The 14586-nt window shown below is 71.5% G+C and carries 12 protein-coding genes; 3 read left to right on the top strand and 9 right to left on the bottom strand.

The window, feature by feature from the left end; genetic code table 11:
- Positions 1–15: 15 nt before the first annotated feature.
- The 3 genes from AC30CM_RS03655 to AC30CM_RS03645 all read left to right on the top strand — a co-directional run bounded on the left by AC30CM_RS03655 (position 16) and on the right by AC30CM_RS03645 (position 3017).
- A complete protein-coding gene (locus tag AC30CM_RS03655; RefSeq protein ID WP_490115462.1) occupies positions 16–1167 on the top strand; it encodes a site-2 protease family protein in 1152 nt (383 codons plus the stop codon).
- Complete coding sequence (locus AC30CM_RS03650; RefSeq protein ID WP_490115461.1) at positions 1164–1913, top strand: universal stress protein; 750 nt, start codon at positions 1164–1166, stop codon at positions 1911–1913. Before AC30CM_RS03655 ends, AC30CM_RS03650 begins: the two co-directional genes overlap by 4 nt.
- Before the next feature lie 105 nt (positions 1914–2018).
- Positions 2019–3017 (top strand): Acg family FMN-binding oxidoreductase, encoded by a 999-nt coding sequence (locus AC30CM_RS03645; protein WP_490115460.1) that lies wholly within the window; start codon positions 2019–2021, stop codon positions 3015–3017.
- A gap of 12 nt (positions 3018–3029) precedes the next feature.
- Here AC30CM_RS03645 and AC30CM_RS03640 read toward each other — a convergent pair whose 3' ends face one another.
- The 9 genes from AC30CM_RS03640 to AC30CM_RS03600 all read right to left on the bottom strand — a co-directional run bounded on the left by AC30CM_RS03640 (position 3030) and on the right by AC30CM_RS03600 (position 14454).
- On the bottom strand, positions 3030–4424 hold the full coding sequence (locus tag AC30CM_RS03640) for a wax ester/triacylglycerol synthase family O-acyltransferase (protein WP_490115459.1): 1395 nt from the start codon (positions 4422–4424) through the stop codon (positions 3030–3032).
- Between the two features lie 109 nt (positions 4425–4533).
- The gene (locus tag AC30CM_RS03635) at positions 4534–6243 is read right to left on the bottom strand and encodes a sensor histidine kinase (RefSeq protein ID WP_490115458.1); all 1710 of its coding nucleotides are present in this window, start codon (positions 6241–6243) and stop codon (positions 4534–4536) included.
- Between the two features lie 114 nt (positions 6244–6357).
- Positions 6358–8622: a heavy metal translocating P-type ATPase gene (locus tag AC30CM_RS03630; protein ID WP_490115509.1), complete on the bottom strand. Its 2265-nt coding sequence runs from the start codon at positions 8620–8622 to the stop codon at positions 6358–6360.
- Between the two features lie 56 nt (positions 8623–8678).
- Positions 8679–9353 (bottom strand): PAS domain-containing protein, encoded by a 675-nt coding sequence (locus AC30CM_RS03625; protein ID WP_490115457.1) that lies wholly within the window; start codon positions 9351–9353, stop codon positions 8679–8681.
- A 284-nt stretch (positions 9354–9637) separates the two neighbouring features.
- On the bottom strand, positions 9638–10504 hold the full coding sequence (locus AC30CM_RS03620) for an SDR family oxidoreductase (protein ID WP_490115456.1): 867 nt from the start codon (positions 10502–10504) through the stop codon (positions 9638–9640).
- Positions 10504–11997: a wax ester/triacylglycerol synthase domain-containing protein gene (locus AC30CM_RS03615; protein ID WP_490115455.1), complete on the bottom strand. Its 1494-nt coding sequence runs from the start codon at positions 11995–11997 to the stop codon at positions 10504–10506. The genes AC30CM_RS03620 and AC30CM_RS03615 overlap by 1 nt, the downstream gene beginning before the upstream one ends.
- The gene (locus tag AC30CM_RS03610; protein ID WP_490115454.1) at positions 11994–13085 is read right to left on the bottom strand and encodes an Rv2629 family ribosome hibernation factor; all 1092 of its coding nucleotides are present in this window, start codon (positions 13083–13085) and stop codon (positions 11994–11996) included. Before AC30CM_RS03610 ends, AC30CM_RS03615 begins: the two co-directional genes overlap by 4 nt.
- A gap of 23 nt (positions 13086–13108) precedes the next feature.
- Entirely contained in the window at positions 13109–13576 is a 468-nt protein-coding gene (locus AC30CM_RS03605) for a hypothetical protein (protein ID WP_490115453.1), read from the bottom strand.
- A gap of 47 nt (positions 13577–13623) precedes the next feature.
- Positions 13624–14454: a slipin family protein gene (locus tag AC30CM_RS03600; protein ID WP_490115452.1), complete on the bottom strand. Its 831-nt coding sequence runs from the start codon at positions 14452–14454 to the stop codon at positions 13624–13626.
- Positions 14455–14586: the final 132 nt, after the last annotated feature.

The raw sequence follows: 14586 nt of genomic DNA, 5'->3' as shown, positions 1-14586 counted from the left end.
CAAGGGGAGGCGACGGTGGACGAGGGCATCCGGGTGGGGCGGTTGTTGGGCTTCACGGTCAGGCTGCACTGGAGCGTGCTGGTCATCCTGTGGCTGTTCACGTGGAGCCTGGCCACCACGTTGCCGTCGGCCGCCCCGCAGCAGGCCACCGCGGTGTACTGGCTGGCGGGGGCGTGTGGTGCGGTGCTCCTACTGGCATCGCTGCTCGCGCACGAACTGACCCATGCCGTGGTGGCCCGCACCTGCGGCCTGGGGGTGCGCGACGTCCAGTTGTGGCTGTTCGGCGGCGTGGCGGTGCTCGGCGACGATCCGCCGACCGCCCGCGCGGCCTTCCGCGTGGCGGTCGCGGGCCCGCTGACCAGCGTGGCGCTGGCACTTTGCGGCGCGGCGCTGGCGGTGTCGTTGCAGGCGCTGCGGGTCCCGACCATCGTCGTGGCGGTGACCTGGTGGGTGGCGGGGATGAACCTCTTCCTCGCCCTGTTCAACCTCCTGCCCGCCGCACCCCTGGACGGCGGGCAGATCCTGCGGGCAATGCTGTGGAAGCGCAGCGGCGACGCCACGCGGGCCACCGTCGTCGCCGCCCGCGCAGGTGCCGCCATTGCCGTCGCGCTGGCGGTCGTCGGACTCCTCGAGTTCGTCACGGGTTCAGTGGTGGCGGGTGTCTGGATGATCTTCATCGCGTGGTTCCTGTTCCTCGCCGCACGGGAGCAGGAGTGGAGCGTGCGGCTGCGGCGGGATCTCGACGGCGTGGTGATCTCCGACGTCATGACCGCACGCCCCCACGTCGCGCCGGGATGGATCACGGTCGAGGACTTCGTCCAGAACTACCTGTTGAAGCTCCGCAACTCGAGCTATCCGGTGGTGGACCGCGACGGCGGTGTCACGGGCCTGGTGTCGCTGCGGGAACTGCGCCGGGTGCCCCCGGAGCGCAGGTCCCACACGTTCGTCGGCGACGTCGCCGTGCCGCTCGACGACGTGGTGCGGGCGCGACCCGACGAGTCCCTGACCAGCGTGTGGCACCGGATGGGCGCCGGGGCCTCGCCCACGCGCGCACTGGTGTTCGACGATGGCCGACTGATCGGCATCGTGACGTCGGGTGACCTGCTCCGGGCGATCGACGTCGCCACGCTGGCCCGCCGCGGGGCGGTCGGCGCGCAGACGCCGTGACGACGACACGCACCGGCTACGGGCCCGCTGCCGGGCCGGTGGTGGTGGTGGGGGTGGACGGTTCTCCGGCGTCGATGAACGCCGTGTCGTGGGCGGTGCCCGAGGCGGTCTCGCGTGGCGTACCCCTGCGCGTGGTCCACGTCGAAGGTCGATGCGCCGGCGGCTGCGAGGAATGCGAGCGCGCCGAGGGGGTGGCCCGCGGCGTCAGCGCTCAGGTGGTCGTCGAAACATGCTGTCTTCCAGGTGATCCGGCTGTTGTCCTGGTGGAGCAGTCTGCGTGCGCGGCGTTGGCGTGCATCGGTGCGACGGATCCCGTCGCCTCCGACCGGCCACTGTTCGGTCCGGTGGCCGCCGCGTTGGCGGCACGGGCCGGGTGCCCGGTGGCGATCGTGCGCACCGGGTTCTACGGCGTGGGAACGGGGGTGGTCGCGGTGGTCCTCGACGACAGCCCGGACAACGACGAGGTGGTGCGCACGGCGATGGAGGAGGCGCGGCTGCGTCACGCGGGCGTACGCATGGTCGACCGTCGGCGCCAGAGCTGGGTGCGCCGCTTTCCCGACGTGGCCGTCCAGACCGTCGCCGCCGGATACGGCCGATCGGGCGGGCCGTCCGCGGCGCCCGGGCCCAACCTGGGGCTCGCGGTCGTGGGACGACGGGACGCCGAAAAGCTATTGGGGACAACGGTGTTGAGTGGTCATCCGATAGTCGGCTACCCGCGCTGTTCGGTGCTGCTGGTGCGGAAGTGACCGGGGCGGCACTGCCGCCCGCGCGGTGCGGTGTGGGGGACTTCGGACCCTGTCGGTTCCCCGTCACGAAACTCACAGTTGACCGTGAGGGAAGGCGAAATCCGTATGAGTGCTCAGTTTCCGGACCATGACACGATGCGAACGGCGCTGAGCCTCGCCACGAGGGCGCCGTCGGTGCACAACAGCCAACCATGGGTGTGGCGGATCGGCGACCGAAGCGTGCATCTGTACTCCGACGCCGATCGCGTGCTGCCGCACACCGATCCTGACCAGCGGGACCTGCTGCTCAGTTGCGGCATCTGTCTACACCATGCGCTGGTCGCCCTGAGCGCGTTGGGCTGGCGCGGCCGGGTCACCCGGTTGCCCAACGCCGCGGACCCGTCCCACTTGGCGGCGTTGGAGCTGTCGCGGTGCGCCCCGACGGAACTCGACGTGGCCCTGGCGGCCGCGATTCCGCTGCGGCGCAGCGATCGTCGGCTGTTCAGCAGCTGGCCGGTGTCGGCCTCCGACGTTGGTCTCATCGGGGCGCGGGTGGCCCAGCGTGGCGTGCGGCTGCGTCGCATCGAACTGACCCCGGACGTCCGCCGCATCCTCAGCACCGCCGCCCGCAGTCACGGCACCGATCGGGAATACCTCTCCGAACTGGCGGCCTGGAGCGGTCGGCACGCCTCGACGGCAGGCGTGCCTGCCCGCAACACCCCGCGATCGATCGACGCCGCCGGGCCGGACCGGCCGTTCACGGGGGGCCAGCTGGACCAACCCCCGGGTGCGCGGGCCGAGGACGATCGCGGGGTGCTGCTGGTGCTCGGCACCGACGCCGACGACGCCGCGGCCAGGTTGCGCGCCGGCGAGGCCACCAGCTTGGCGCTGCTGACCGCCACGTCCCAGGGGCTGGCGAGTTGCCCGCTCACCGAGCCGCTCGAAATCGCTGATGCCCGAAAGGCATTGCGCGCATCCGTCTTCGACGGCGATGAGTACCCGCAGATGCTGCTCCGGGTGGGCTGGGCTCCGGTCAACGCCGATCCGCTCCCGGCCACCCCGCGCCGCCCGATCGACGAGGTGGCGTCGTACTTCGACTACACCGGTGCGCCCGCGCGAGACTGACCTGCCGGGTGCTCAGGCGTGCAGCAGCAGCAGGTTGCCCGAGCGTCGGCTGCGTCGCGCGGCGCCGGCGATGGTCACCAGGCGTTGCAGACCGGTCTGCACACCGCGAGCGAGTTCCTCGGCACCGATCACGGCGTCGTAGTCACCGAGCACCCCGAACGCGAGCTGGTCGGCATAGCTCATGATCGCGATGCCGGTGCGCAGGCCGACCGCGATGGGCGGAACGGGGATCACCTCGACGACCTCGCGGCCCAACACCCGCACGCGGCGGACCGGCCCGGGGACGTTGGTCGCGACCGTGACCACACCGCGCTGCGGCAGGCGGGTCAGGAGTCTGACGGCGGCGGCCATCACCGGGTAGGGCACCAGGTTGGCCGCGGCCATCGCCAGCGAGCCGGCCTGCCGCTGACCGCCGGCCTTGGCCGTCGCCAGCCGGCCGTGCACCTTGCGGAGGCGCTGCACCGGGTCGGCTTCGTCGACCGGGAGCAGGGGCAGCAGCAGGGACACCCGATTGTCCGGGGTGTGCAACGCGTCGGCGGGCCGCACCGACACCGGCACCAAGGTCCGCATGGAGTCGGCCCGCAACGTCATGTCGTGGGCGGACATGGCCGTGCGGAAGGCCTCGGTGATGGCCGCCAGCGCCACGTCGTTGACCGTGACGTCGAAGCGGCGGCACACCAGCTGGACGTCGGACAGGGAAACGCGGGCCGCGCTGAAGCGTCGCAGATCGCCGAGCGGACCCGCCATCGACTGGGGTGTCGGGAACGCCAGGCCGCCGACGACCTGAGCCGCCCCCCGCACGATGCGCAGCGTGCTCTGCGCGGCGGCGGTGCCCGTCCGCACCAGTGAGCGCGCTCTCGTCACGAGGCTCGCCGCGTCACCGTGGGTGGCCTCCAGCTGCGGAGAACTCGGCACACGGTGATCGGGGATCGGGTCCGGGTCGCACATGTCGGTGAGCATCGCCATCGCCGACATCCCATCGGCGACACAGTGGTGCACCTTGGTCAGGATCGCCCAGCGGTCGCCGGCCAGCCCCTCGATCACCCACGACTCCCACAGTGGCCGGGACCGGTGCAGCCGGCGCTCCATCAGCTCGGCCACTAGGTCGAACAGCTCGACATCGTCGCCTGGGCCGGCGACGGCCACCCGACGGACGTGCTGGTTGACGTCGAACGCGGTGGCGGGGACCCATCGCGGCGGCCCGATGTCCAAGAGGGGCACCTGAAGAACCTGCCGGCACCGCGGCAGGTCGGCGGTGCGCTGCTCGAGCGTGGCCACGACGTCGGCGAAGCTGGGTGGAGGACCCTCGACGATGGCGAGGGCGGCCACGGCGAGGCTGGCGTGGCCGTCGGAATCCTCGGCCTGAAGGAAGCCAGCGTCCAGCGCCGTCAACCGGTCTTCGTGCATGTCGTCTCCCAAGCTGGTTCGGTCCAGCCAAGCAGCCGCCACGCCGTGGACCGCAGGGCCCTCCGTCACCCGCGCGGGGGCCGTAGGTCCTTCGCGAACCATCGGGACGTCATTCGGCGATCAACGGCACGATCCACTCGACTCGCGTGCCGCCACCTGGAGCCGGGGCGATGGTGCACGTCCCGCCGAGGACCTCGGCGCGGCGATGCATGTTGGCCAGGCCACTGACCCGATGGTCCTCCGCGGGGATGCCGCGACCGTCGTCGGTGACCTCGAGGGAGAACACGTCGCCGACCGTGACGGCGACGTCGACCTGGGACGCGTTGGCGTGCCGCACGGCGTTGCTCACCGCTTCGGCGGTGACGGCCTCGGCGTTGTCGGCGACGACGGTACCGACCGAACCGAGGGGCCCGGTGAAGTGCATGCCGGTGGCGAGACCGCGGTCCTGCGTCAGGCTGGTGACCACCCGCTCCAGGCGTTCGCGGAAGCCGTCCACCCCCGCCATCGGCGCCTGCAGATGGAAGATCGTCGACCGGATGGTCTCGATGGTGGCCTGCAGGTCGTCGATGGTGCGCGCGAGCCGCGCGTTCACCTCGGCCGACGGTGATCGGGCGATGGTCCCCTGCAGGTCCAGGCCTGCCGCGAACAATCGCTGGATCACGTGGTCGTGCATGTCGTGCGCGATGCGCTCGCGGTCGGCCACCAAGGTGAGTTCGGCCTCGCGCTTGCGGGTCGCGGCCAGCGTCATCGCGATGGTCGCGTGGCCGAGGAAGTCGCCGAGCAGTCCCAGCTGGGTGTCGTCGAAGGGGACGTCGTCGTGACGCCGAGCCACCACCATGACCCCGAGCACGGTCTCGTCCGTGCACAGCGGCATGACGATCGCCGAGCGCTGCCCCGCGTCGGTGAAGGCGGGAATGGCGTGCCGGAACGACTGGGTGATGACGGGCTGGGCGGTGGTGAACACCTCACCGCTGGTGGTGCCTATGACCGGAATCTGCTGTCCTAAAACCGCTTCGGCATTTCTACCGACCGCGGTGGTAACCGCCAGCGACGACGGCGGTGCACCTGCCGGCTCGGGTGCGACGGGCACGAGCACGATGGCCTGCTCGGCCCGGGCCAGCTCGCAGGCGCGTTGGGCGATGAACCGCATGGGCGCCTCGGGGGGTTCGGTATCCGAGAGCAAGACGGTGGAGATCTCGCGGCTGGCCTGAATCCACTCGCCGGTGGTGCGCACCCGCTCGAAGAGCCTGGCGTTGTCGATGGCGGCCGCGGCGGCGGAGGCGAGCACCCGCGCCGACACCTCGTCGACGTCGGAGAACGTGCGACCGGGTGTGTCGTGGGTGAGGTACAGGCTGCCAAATCCGCTGCCTCGGATCGTGATCGGCACCCCCAGGAAGGCATGCATCGGCGGATGGTGCTCGGGAAATCCCGCCGAGGCAGGATGCGTGGTGAGTTCGTCGAGCCGCAGGGCGCCCGCACCCTCGAGCGGGAATCCGAGAAGCCCCTTGCCCGCGGGCATTTCGTTGATGGCCGCGACGGACTCCGTCGACATGCCGTGGTGGATGAACGAGACCAGGCTGCCGTCGTCGGCGCGCACGGCCAGCGCTCCGTAGGGTGCGCCGGTCAGCACCATCGCGGCGTCGATGATGCGATCGAGGGTGGCGTCGAGTTCCAGGTCGGAGGTAAGGCCGACGACCAACTGCAGCAGCCGGTCGACTTGGTCGCGCGCGGCGGACAGCTCGTCGAGCTGGCGCCGGATGCCGGCCACCAGATCGCGATTGCCGAGTCGGGCGAACGCCGATTCATCCGTCGTGTTCATACCCCCGTCGCCCCTTTGTCGCCCCCGATGGCAGGGTACGCCATGTATTCGCCAAAAGCTCGTGAACCGGCAACGGTTCGCATTCCGGCGTGACGCGCCGGACACGGTGTGGCGTCACGCTTTTGCCAGGGCGAAGTATGCCTCCTCCTCCTGGGCGAAGTGCAGGCGTAGCAGTTCGTGCAGGCCGTAAAGACTACCCATCAGATCGGCGGTTTGCTCGGGATCGATCGCCTGCCGGCTTTCCAGGAGTGTCAGATGCGCTCCGATCCGGTCTGCCAACAGGCGGATCTCGGCATGACCTCGGCTCATCGTAACCGTGGATTCGGCGTTGCCCAGCAACCGGGCCAAGGCTGGGTACAACAGCGCCTCCTCGGCGTCCTCATGGGGCAGGATGCGCTCGACGAGCAAACCGTAGGCGCGCCGCACCGCGGCGACGGCCACCGGGCTCGGATCGACGAGCAGCCGGTCGGCGGCGGTGCGCAGGGCACCCACCGAGTCCGCCAACCGAGCGTGTTCGGTCGCGAAGCGCTGCAGCAGTTGCTCGGTGTCGTCCGGTACCTCGACCGCCGCCCCCGGCGGTCGGCGCAGTGCCCGCAGCGCATTGAGGATCACCGCGACGTCGATGCCCTCCTGCACCAGGGCGCCCGCGGCGGGTGGGAGCCAGCCCACGGCCGCGACGGCCATCGCCAGCGCGGACAGCGCCATCCCCGTCACCGCACTCTGCACGGCGATGCGCCGCGACCACCGCGCCACGTCCATCGCATCGGCCAGCCGGTCCAACCGATCCGTGGTCAGCACGATGTCCGCCGCTTCCGAGGACGCCGTGGCGCCTCGGCCGGCCACCGCCACCCCGACGTCGGCGCTCGCCAGCGCCGGAGCGTCGTTGACACCGTCGCCGACCATCACCGTGACCGCGCGGTCCCGTTCCCGCTGCACGTGGGCGACCTTGTCCCGGGGGCTCAGTTGGGCGTACACGTCGTCGAGGCCGAGGATCGTGCCGATCTCGCGAGCCGGCATGGCCTGGTCACCGGTGAGCATGACGATCCGCGACAGCCCCGCCGCGCGCAATCGCATCAGCGTCCGGGGGGCCTGGCGCCGCATCGGATCCCGCAGCACGATGGCGCCCTGACAGACGCCGTCGACCAGCACCCAGGCCGTCGCCGCCGACAGCAGCCGGACGCGCTGGGCGGCGGCTGCGGCCCAGCGCGCGTCCAGCTGATCGCCGCGCGCCTGCCCCACCTGAACGCGATGGCCGGCCACCGTGGCCGAGACACCCGACCCGGCGGTCTCGACGACGTCGACCGGCGTGACGATGTCGAGTCCACGGCGGGTGGCCTCGTCGACGATCGCCCCGGCGAACACGTGCGGCGACAACCGATCTGCGGCCGCGGCCAGGGCCAATATCTCCCTCGCGTCGTGATCCGGAGCGGTCAGGACGTCCACGACGGCAGGCCGACCCGAGGTGAGCGTTCCGGTCTTGTCGAGTACCAGAGTGCGCGCCCTGCCCAGGGTTTCGAGTGCAGCTCCGCTGCGCACCACCACGCCCAGGCGGGACGCCCGGGACATGCCGGACACGATCGCCACCGGTGCCGCCAGCAGTAGCGGACAGGGCGTGGCCACCACCAGGACCGCCACGGCCCGCACCGCCGATCCGCTGACCGCCCATGCCACCCCCGCCACCATCAGGGTCAGCGGCAGCAGCCAGGCCGCGTAGCGGTCGGCGAGCCGCACCACCGGGGCGCTGGCGGCGCTGGCCTGCCTGGCGAGCCGCACGATCCCCGCATAGGTGCTGTCGCGGGCGTTCGCCGTGGCGTCCAGCTGCAATGGTGGACCGGCGTTCACCACGCCGCTGCGGACGCGCTCGCCCGGGGACCGATGGACGTGCTGCGGTTCGCCGGTGAGGGTCGACTCGTCGAGCGTGGCACGGGTGGTGAGCCGGCCGTCGACCGGCACCACCTCGCCGGAGCCCACCACGACCCGATTTCCGATGTCCACCTGGTCCAGCGGGACGACGTGCACGTCGGTTCCGCACAGCAGGCGCGCGGTTCGGGGTTGATGCTGCAACAGCGCCCGCACGTCGCGGGTCGCCCGCCGCTCGGCGGCGGCCTCCAGGGCGTGCCCGCCGGCCAGCATCACCGCGATGACGGCGCCGGCCGCGTACTCGCCAACCGCCAGCGTGCCGGCGAGCGAGAGCACGGCGATCACGTCGACGCCGAAGTGCTTGCGCCGCAGGCCCGCCACCACCCAACCGATGGCCGGCATCAGCGCGGTGACCGTGCCCGCGATCCAGCAGGCGTGGGCGGCACCGGTCGATCCCACCAGCCATGCGATGCCGCCGCCCGCCAACGCCGCGACGGTGATCACCAGCAGTGCCCGCATGCCCAGCTGCCGCCAGCGCTCGCCACGGTGGGCGTCGGGGTGTGCGGGTGCTGCCGTCACGGGCTTCCCGCCATGCGTAGGTCGGTCCTTTGCGGTAGGAGCAGTGCGGGATGACCGGCGCGGACCTCCAGGCGCAGCCGCGCCAGTGCCTCGGCGCGCTCGGCGTCGGGGAAGCCAACGGTGTTGAGCACAACGGCGTGTGAATGTACAAGCGCACCAAGGATTTCGGCAGGCGTCAATGCCGGGAACTGGCACCCCAGCCGGACGGCGACGGCCTCCAGCGCCGCGACCGCAGCGCTGTCGATACCGTCTGCCGCCGGCGGTACCACCGGGGTGACGTCGTCGGCCCGATGCAGGATTGCGACGGTCGAGCGACCATCGGTGATGGCCGAGTTCGACACCGCCCACACCCGATTCACGAAGCGTCCCGGGATGTCGCGATCCGGCAGGTCATAGCGCTGTACGCCCAGAAAGTGCTTTCCGAGGCCGCGCAGGATCCGCTCGAAGGAGTCCGTGGCGCGGGCCAGGGCATGGACCCCGGGTGCGGCTGGATTGTCGGGAAAGGCGTCGGCGACGGAGCGGCCCAGCAACTGCTCCTCGCCGAAGCCCGTTGCCCGTTCGTACGCGCGGTTCACCGCACGGAACCGGTGTTCCTGGTCGATGATGGCCAAGGGCGCTGCCGAGCTGCGGAACCAGCCGGCGGCGCTGAATTCCCGCGGGTGATCGATCATGGACGTGAACGTTCCCGATGTGGGGGGACGAGATGCAGCGGACGTCGCCGTTGCAACGGTTGGCGCTGCTCCACCCACGCCATACTCGGCGCGACCTCCACGATTCGCTAGGGACCTATGACCCTCATCGTGCGGTGGAAACCACCAGCCCCGCCCGGACACCGACTGGTGGTTCGTTCCGCCCTCCCCCCAAGGCGTGGCCGGCGGTCCGGACGGGTGCAGGCAGCATCGCACGCCTGCCGGCGGCCGCGCGAGGGTCGAAGGTCCCGTTCTTGCGCGCGACGTCATCTCCACCCCCGAGCGCGCCAGACGCGCAGGCGGTCGAGGTACCGCAGCACCTGCGCCCCGCGTGGAGCCGCCGGCCAGTCGTCGCCGCTGAGCCATGCGTCAGAGCCGCCGTCGACGAACACCACGCTGCCGCAGAGGAACTCGGACGCCGGTGAGAGCATGAACAGCGCCCACTCGGCGAGATCTCCGGCGTCGCCGTGATGGCCGACCGGAATCGGGAACGCGGCGATGACCTTCGCCTGCCCGGGCGTGGACAGCTGCTCGGCCAGCAGGGGAGTGTCCACCGCGCCTGGTGCCAGGACATTGAGCCGGATGCCCGCGCCGACCCATGCGTCGGTCACCGCCTGCCTGCGCACCCATCGGCTCACGGCGAGCTTGGCGGCGCCGTAGAGGATGGACGGCTGCAACGCGCGGTAGTGGCAACTCGTGCGCACGGCCCCCTCGGCGTCGCCGGCCAGCAGCGCCCGCACCGTCCGCGCCGGAACCAACGGCGTCGTCGTCGCGGAATTGCTGCCGAACACGACGACCTTGGAGGTGACGGTGGAGGCGGTGGTGCGGGCGAGCGCCGGGCGCCACCCGGCCAGCAGCTCGACCACGCCGAAGAAGTCGACCTCGACGATGCTGCGGGCACGCCCGGCTCCCGGTCCCACCCCGGCCGCCAGCACCGCACCGTCCAGACCGTGCGGCGCGCGGGACAGCGTTCCGTCGACGGCCGAACGCCGTCCCCGGGGTGTCGACAGGTCGGCGACCACGTCGGCGTGCTCGCGGTCGATGCCGATCACCTCGTGCCCGGCCGCGCACAACCGCCGCGTGACCTCCCGGCCCATGCCGGAGGCGGACCCGGTGACGGCGTAGGTCGCCATCATCGCCCCGGCACGCGGTCGTCGACGACTGGGCGCGCGGGCCGCCGCGACGTCGTATGGCACGCCACCTCGAGCGCGTCCAGCGCGCGTTCGGTGAGTTCGACCAGTCGCTCGACGTCGGGTACGGCCGCTCGTGCCGCGACGTACCCGACGTCGACGTGCTGGTCGTAGGTGCAGGTGGTGACGTTCACCGCCTGGCCGTCGAACACCGCCGAGATCGGCGTGATCCGCTCGACCGGTGAACCGCGCCACCATTGGGTGGTGGACGGCCCGGTCACGTGCGAGATGGCGAGGTTGTACCCGGTGAGGCTGCCGCGCGCGGCCCGGGGATACCAGGCGGACGGGGTCAGCAGCGGGGGCAGGAGCGTGGCGGCGATGCTCGGGGCGAGCAGGATCATCGACCCTCGGCCGGTCTGGGCGACGAGCCGCTTGCCCCGCCGCATCGAGCGGTGGATCACGTCGAGTCGACGAGCGGGATCGGAGACGTCGGTGGCCAGGGGGCACAGCCACGCCCCGAAGTCGTTGCCCGGGGCGCGGGAACCCAGGGCGCGCTCGATGGGTGCCGAGATCGGACAGATCGCCACCAGGGACCGACGGGGCAACTCCCGGCGCTCGAGCAGCCACGCCCGCAGCCCGCCGGCGATGGCGGCCGTCACGACGTCGTGGGTGGTCACGGAGGCAGCCCGGCGCACCTCGTGGATCCGAGACAGCGGCCAGTGCGCACCGGCGACCACGAGGTCCGGTCCCACCCGCCGGTTGAACCGCATCACGGGCGCGGCCAGTGGCCACGGTGACGTATCCCCGAGGACGTGGGCGGCCGCCGTCATCGCCGCCCCACCGACCAGGCGCCCCGCCGACCGGGCACCCGAGAGCGCGGCGCTCACCGTCGCCGCCGTGCCGCGCGGGGCGTTCGCCGAGGCCGAACTCCCGCCACGCGGCGCGCGTGCGGGCCCCGGATCGCGGCCGTCGGGGGTGGTCTCGGGCGCCCTGCGCAGGGTGTCGGACAGCATGGTGTCGGACAGCAGGGAGTCGGACAGCAGGGTCAAACCACCCACGCCGTCCACGAGGGCATGCTGGGCCTTGACGTACAGCGCGAGCCGACCGGACTCGAAACCGTCGACGACGTAGCACTCCCACATCGGGCTCGCCGGGTCGAGCCTGGCGGAATGCTGCCGAGCGACGAAGCGCCACAGCTCTGCCCGGCCGGGGGGCAGGGTGACCCGGCGGACGTGCTGCGCGGCGTCGAAGACGGGCGAACGGCGCCACGTCCACAGCCCCGCGGTGTCCCAGCCCCGGTGGGGATGCGCGGACAACCGCGGATCCGACGGCGTGCCGCTGCCCAGCGGCGCCGGCGTCGTCGCGAGGTCGGACGCCGCCCGCGGGGTCTGCGCTGCGACGATCAGCACCGCGCCGATGTTCACGGGCCGCCACCGATCCGCCGCCAGCATCGCCACCTCGAGCGGGGACAGCAGGCGCGCCGCGCCCGCCGTCATGAAGGCGGTGAGGCGGTCGGATACCGGAGCACGCCCGCGACGCCGTCGGTCACGTGCAGGGAATCGCCCACGTCGACCACGTCGGCACCGCCGGCGAGAGCGGCGAAGGGCAGGGCCTCGTCGGCGCGCGCCGCGGCCATCTCGCCACCGTGCGTGGGCTGCGGCTGGGCCGCCACCATGGCGCCGGTGCCCGCGAACACCGTTGCGTCGCCGACCTTTCCCACGAGCAACGTGTCGACGTTGCCGACGCGTAGCGCCGCGCACACGTCGTCCAGTCCCTGGACGGCCAGACCCGAAACCTCGCCCCGCTCGCGCTCGAAACGGCTCAGGAGTCCGGACATGCGGTCATCCAGGCACGCGCGCAACGCCGCGTCGACCTCGGTCCGACGCTCGCGTTCCGTGGCCCGCCGCCCTCGCGGACCACCCGCCACGGGTGTCACCTTCGCGGCGATGCGCGGCGGCAACTCCGCCACCAGATCGGATCGCGGTTCGACCGGTCCGCTCACGACCACCACGTCCACGTCGGGGTGATCGGCGAGGTGCACCACCCGGTCGGCCACCGCCCTGGTGTTGATGCGGATGGCCTCGGCGATGCGCGGATGCAGATCGTTCACGCCGTTGAAGCCGGCGGTCGCAGGCACGTGCACGTCGTCACGCTCGGGCTCGATCGTCTCGGCCCACACCGTGTCGCCGCGATGCAGCACGACGTCGGCGCCCAGCCGATCGACCGCGACGAACAGATGGCCGGGCAGCCGCTCCGTGAGCAGTGGCAACAGGAACGGATGACGCGACACCCGCACCAGGGGTGCCGGCCATCCGGCCCGCACCGGGGCGTCGACCACCACGCCCGCCGCGGTCGCGATGACGGCGCGACCCCGGGAGCCGGCCCACCCGGGCCGTTCGTCGACGGCCGCCCGCGCGACGTTCGTCAGGCGTTGATCGCATCCGAGACGCCGCAACTCCCGCACGACGCGGTGCACCAGCACCTCGGTGAGTTCACCGCTGTCGGTGGGGTCGTAGCCGTCGAAGTAGACCGAGGCGAAGGGGCCGTGACGGCGCGTGACGGCCCGAATGTCGTTGGCGAGCATGGTCGTTGCCGCCGCCCGACGGGTCACGCAGCCCGAGGGGGGCGAACCGAGGACGCAGCGCCCCGCGCCGACCTGGATTCCGGCATCCAGCCCATGAGCGACAGGTAGACGCCGACGATGATCATCAGCACCATGACGAACTGCCAGAAGGTCTGGACACCGAGGGTTCGGGTCGCGATCGTGGTGACCACGTTGGGAAACGCCAGCAGCATGAACCCGCGGATCACGATGAGCCAGCCGAGCACCGACACCACGATGGCGGTGGGGCCGCGCCACTGAGAGTGCAGGGCCACCACGGTGATTCCGATGAGCAGAACGAAGGCGCCCACCACCCACGACCAGACGGGTGAGGATTCGAACGCCTTGAGCAGTTCACCCATGCTGGCACCGCGGGCGATCCCCACGGCCGCCAACACGGTGACGAACGGCCCCAGGATGCGGGCGAGCGTTCGGGTGGTGGCTCCTGCGGTACTGCGATCCTTGTCCAACATGGCGATCTCCTCTCGGGTGGTGGGTGGCGCTCCCGCGTCGTGAGGCGCTATTGCGTCGTGAGGAACATGCTTTCGTGGGTCCCGGCATGCTCGTCGGCACCGGCACGCCGTTCGCGGGCCAGGAAGGTGGTGAGTTCGCCGATCGCGCTCATCACGGGCGCCGGGAACACCACGGTGGTGTTCTTCTCGACACCCAACTCTACGAGCGTCTGAAGGTTGCGCAGTTGCAGTGCCAGCGGATGCCGCATCATGGTGTCGGACGCATCACCCAGCGCCGCGGCCGCCCGCGCCTCGCCCTCCGCGGCGATGATCTTGGCCCGCTTCTCCCGTTCGGCCTCGGCCTCGCGGGCCATCGCTCGTTTCATGCTGTCCGGCAACTGAATGTCCTTGAGTTCCACCAGCGTCACCTCGACGCCCCATTCGAGCGTGGTGGTGTCGAGGATGGCGCGGATGGCCCCGTTGATGATCGACGTCTCCGAGAGCACCTCGTCGAGCGAGTGCTGACCGACCACGTTGCGCAGCGTCGTCTGGGCGATCTGATCGATGGCGGCGGACACGTTCTCGATGGCGCACACGGACTTCTGGGCGTCGACGACGCGAAAGTAGGCCACCGCGGCGATGTCGACGCTGACGTTGTCGCGGGTGATGATGCCCTGGGATTGGATGGGCATGGTCACGATGCGCAGCGACACCCGCCACAGCCGATCGACCGCGGGAATCACGAGTCGCAGTCCCGGCTGGCGGACGCCGATCACGCGACCCAGTCGGAAGTGCACACCGCGCTCGTACTGCCGCACCACGCGAACGGCCGCCGCGGCCAGCAGCAGGACGGCCAGCAGCGCGGCGATCACCAGGACGGCGGTTGCGGTGCTGGACATCTCGTCCTCCATGGATGGCGCGGCATGCCTCGATGCGCTCCATGGTCTGCGGCGGTGTCGGGCCGCAATAGGGACCGAGGTCCTCTGTGCCCGAATCCGCGGCGGGGCCGGATTCGCCGCTCCGCGGCAGGG

The organism is Mycobacterium sp. DHQP2018-32-09, from assembly GCF_058148405.1.
This window is presented reverse-complemented; position numbering and strand designations above follow the sequence as displayed.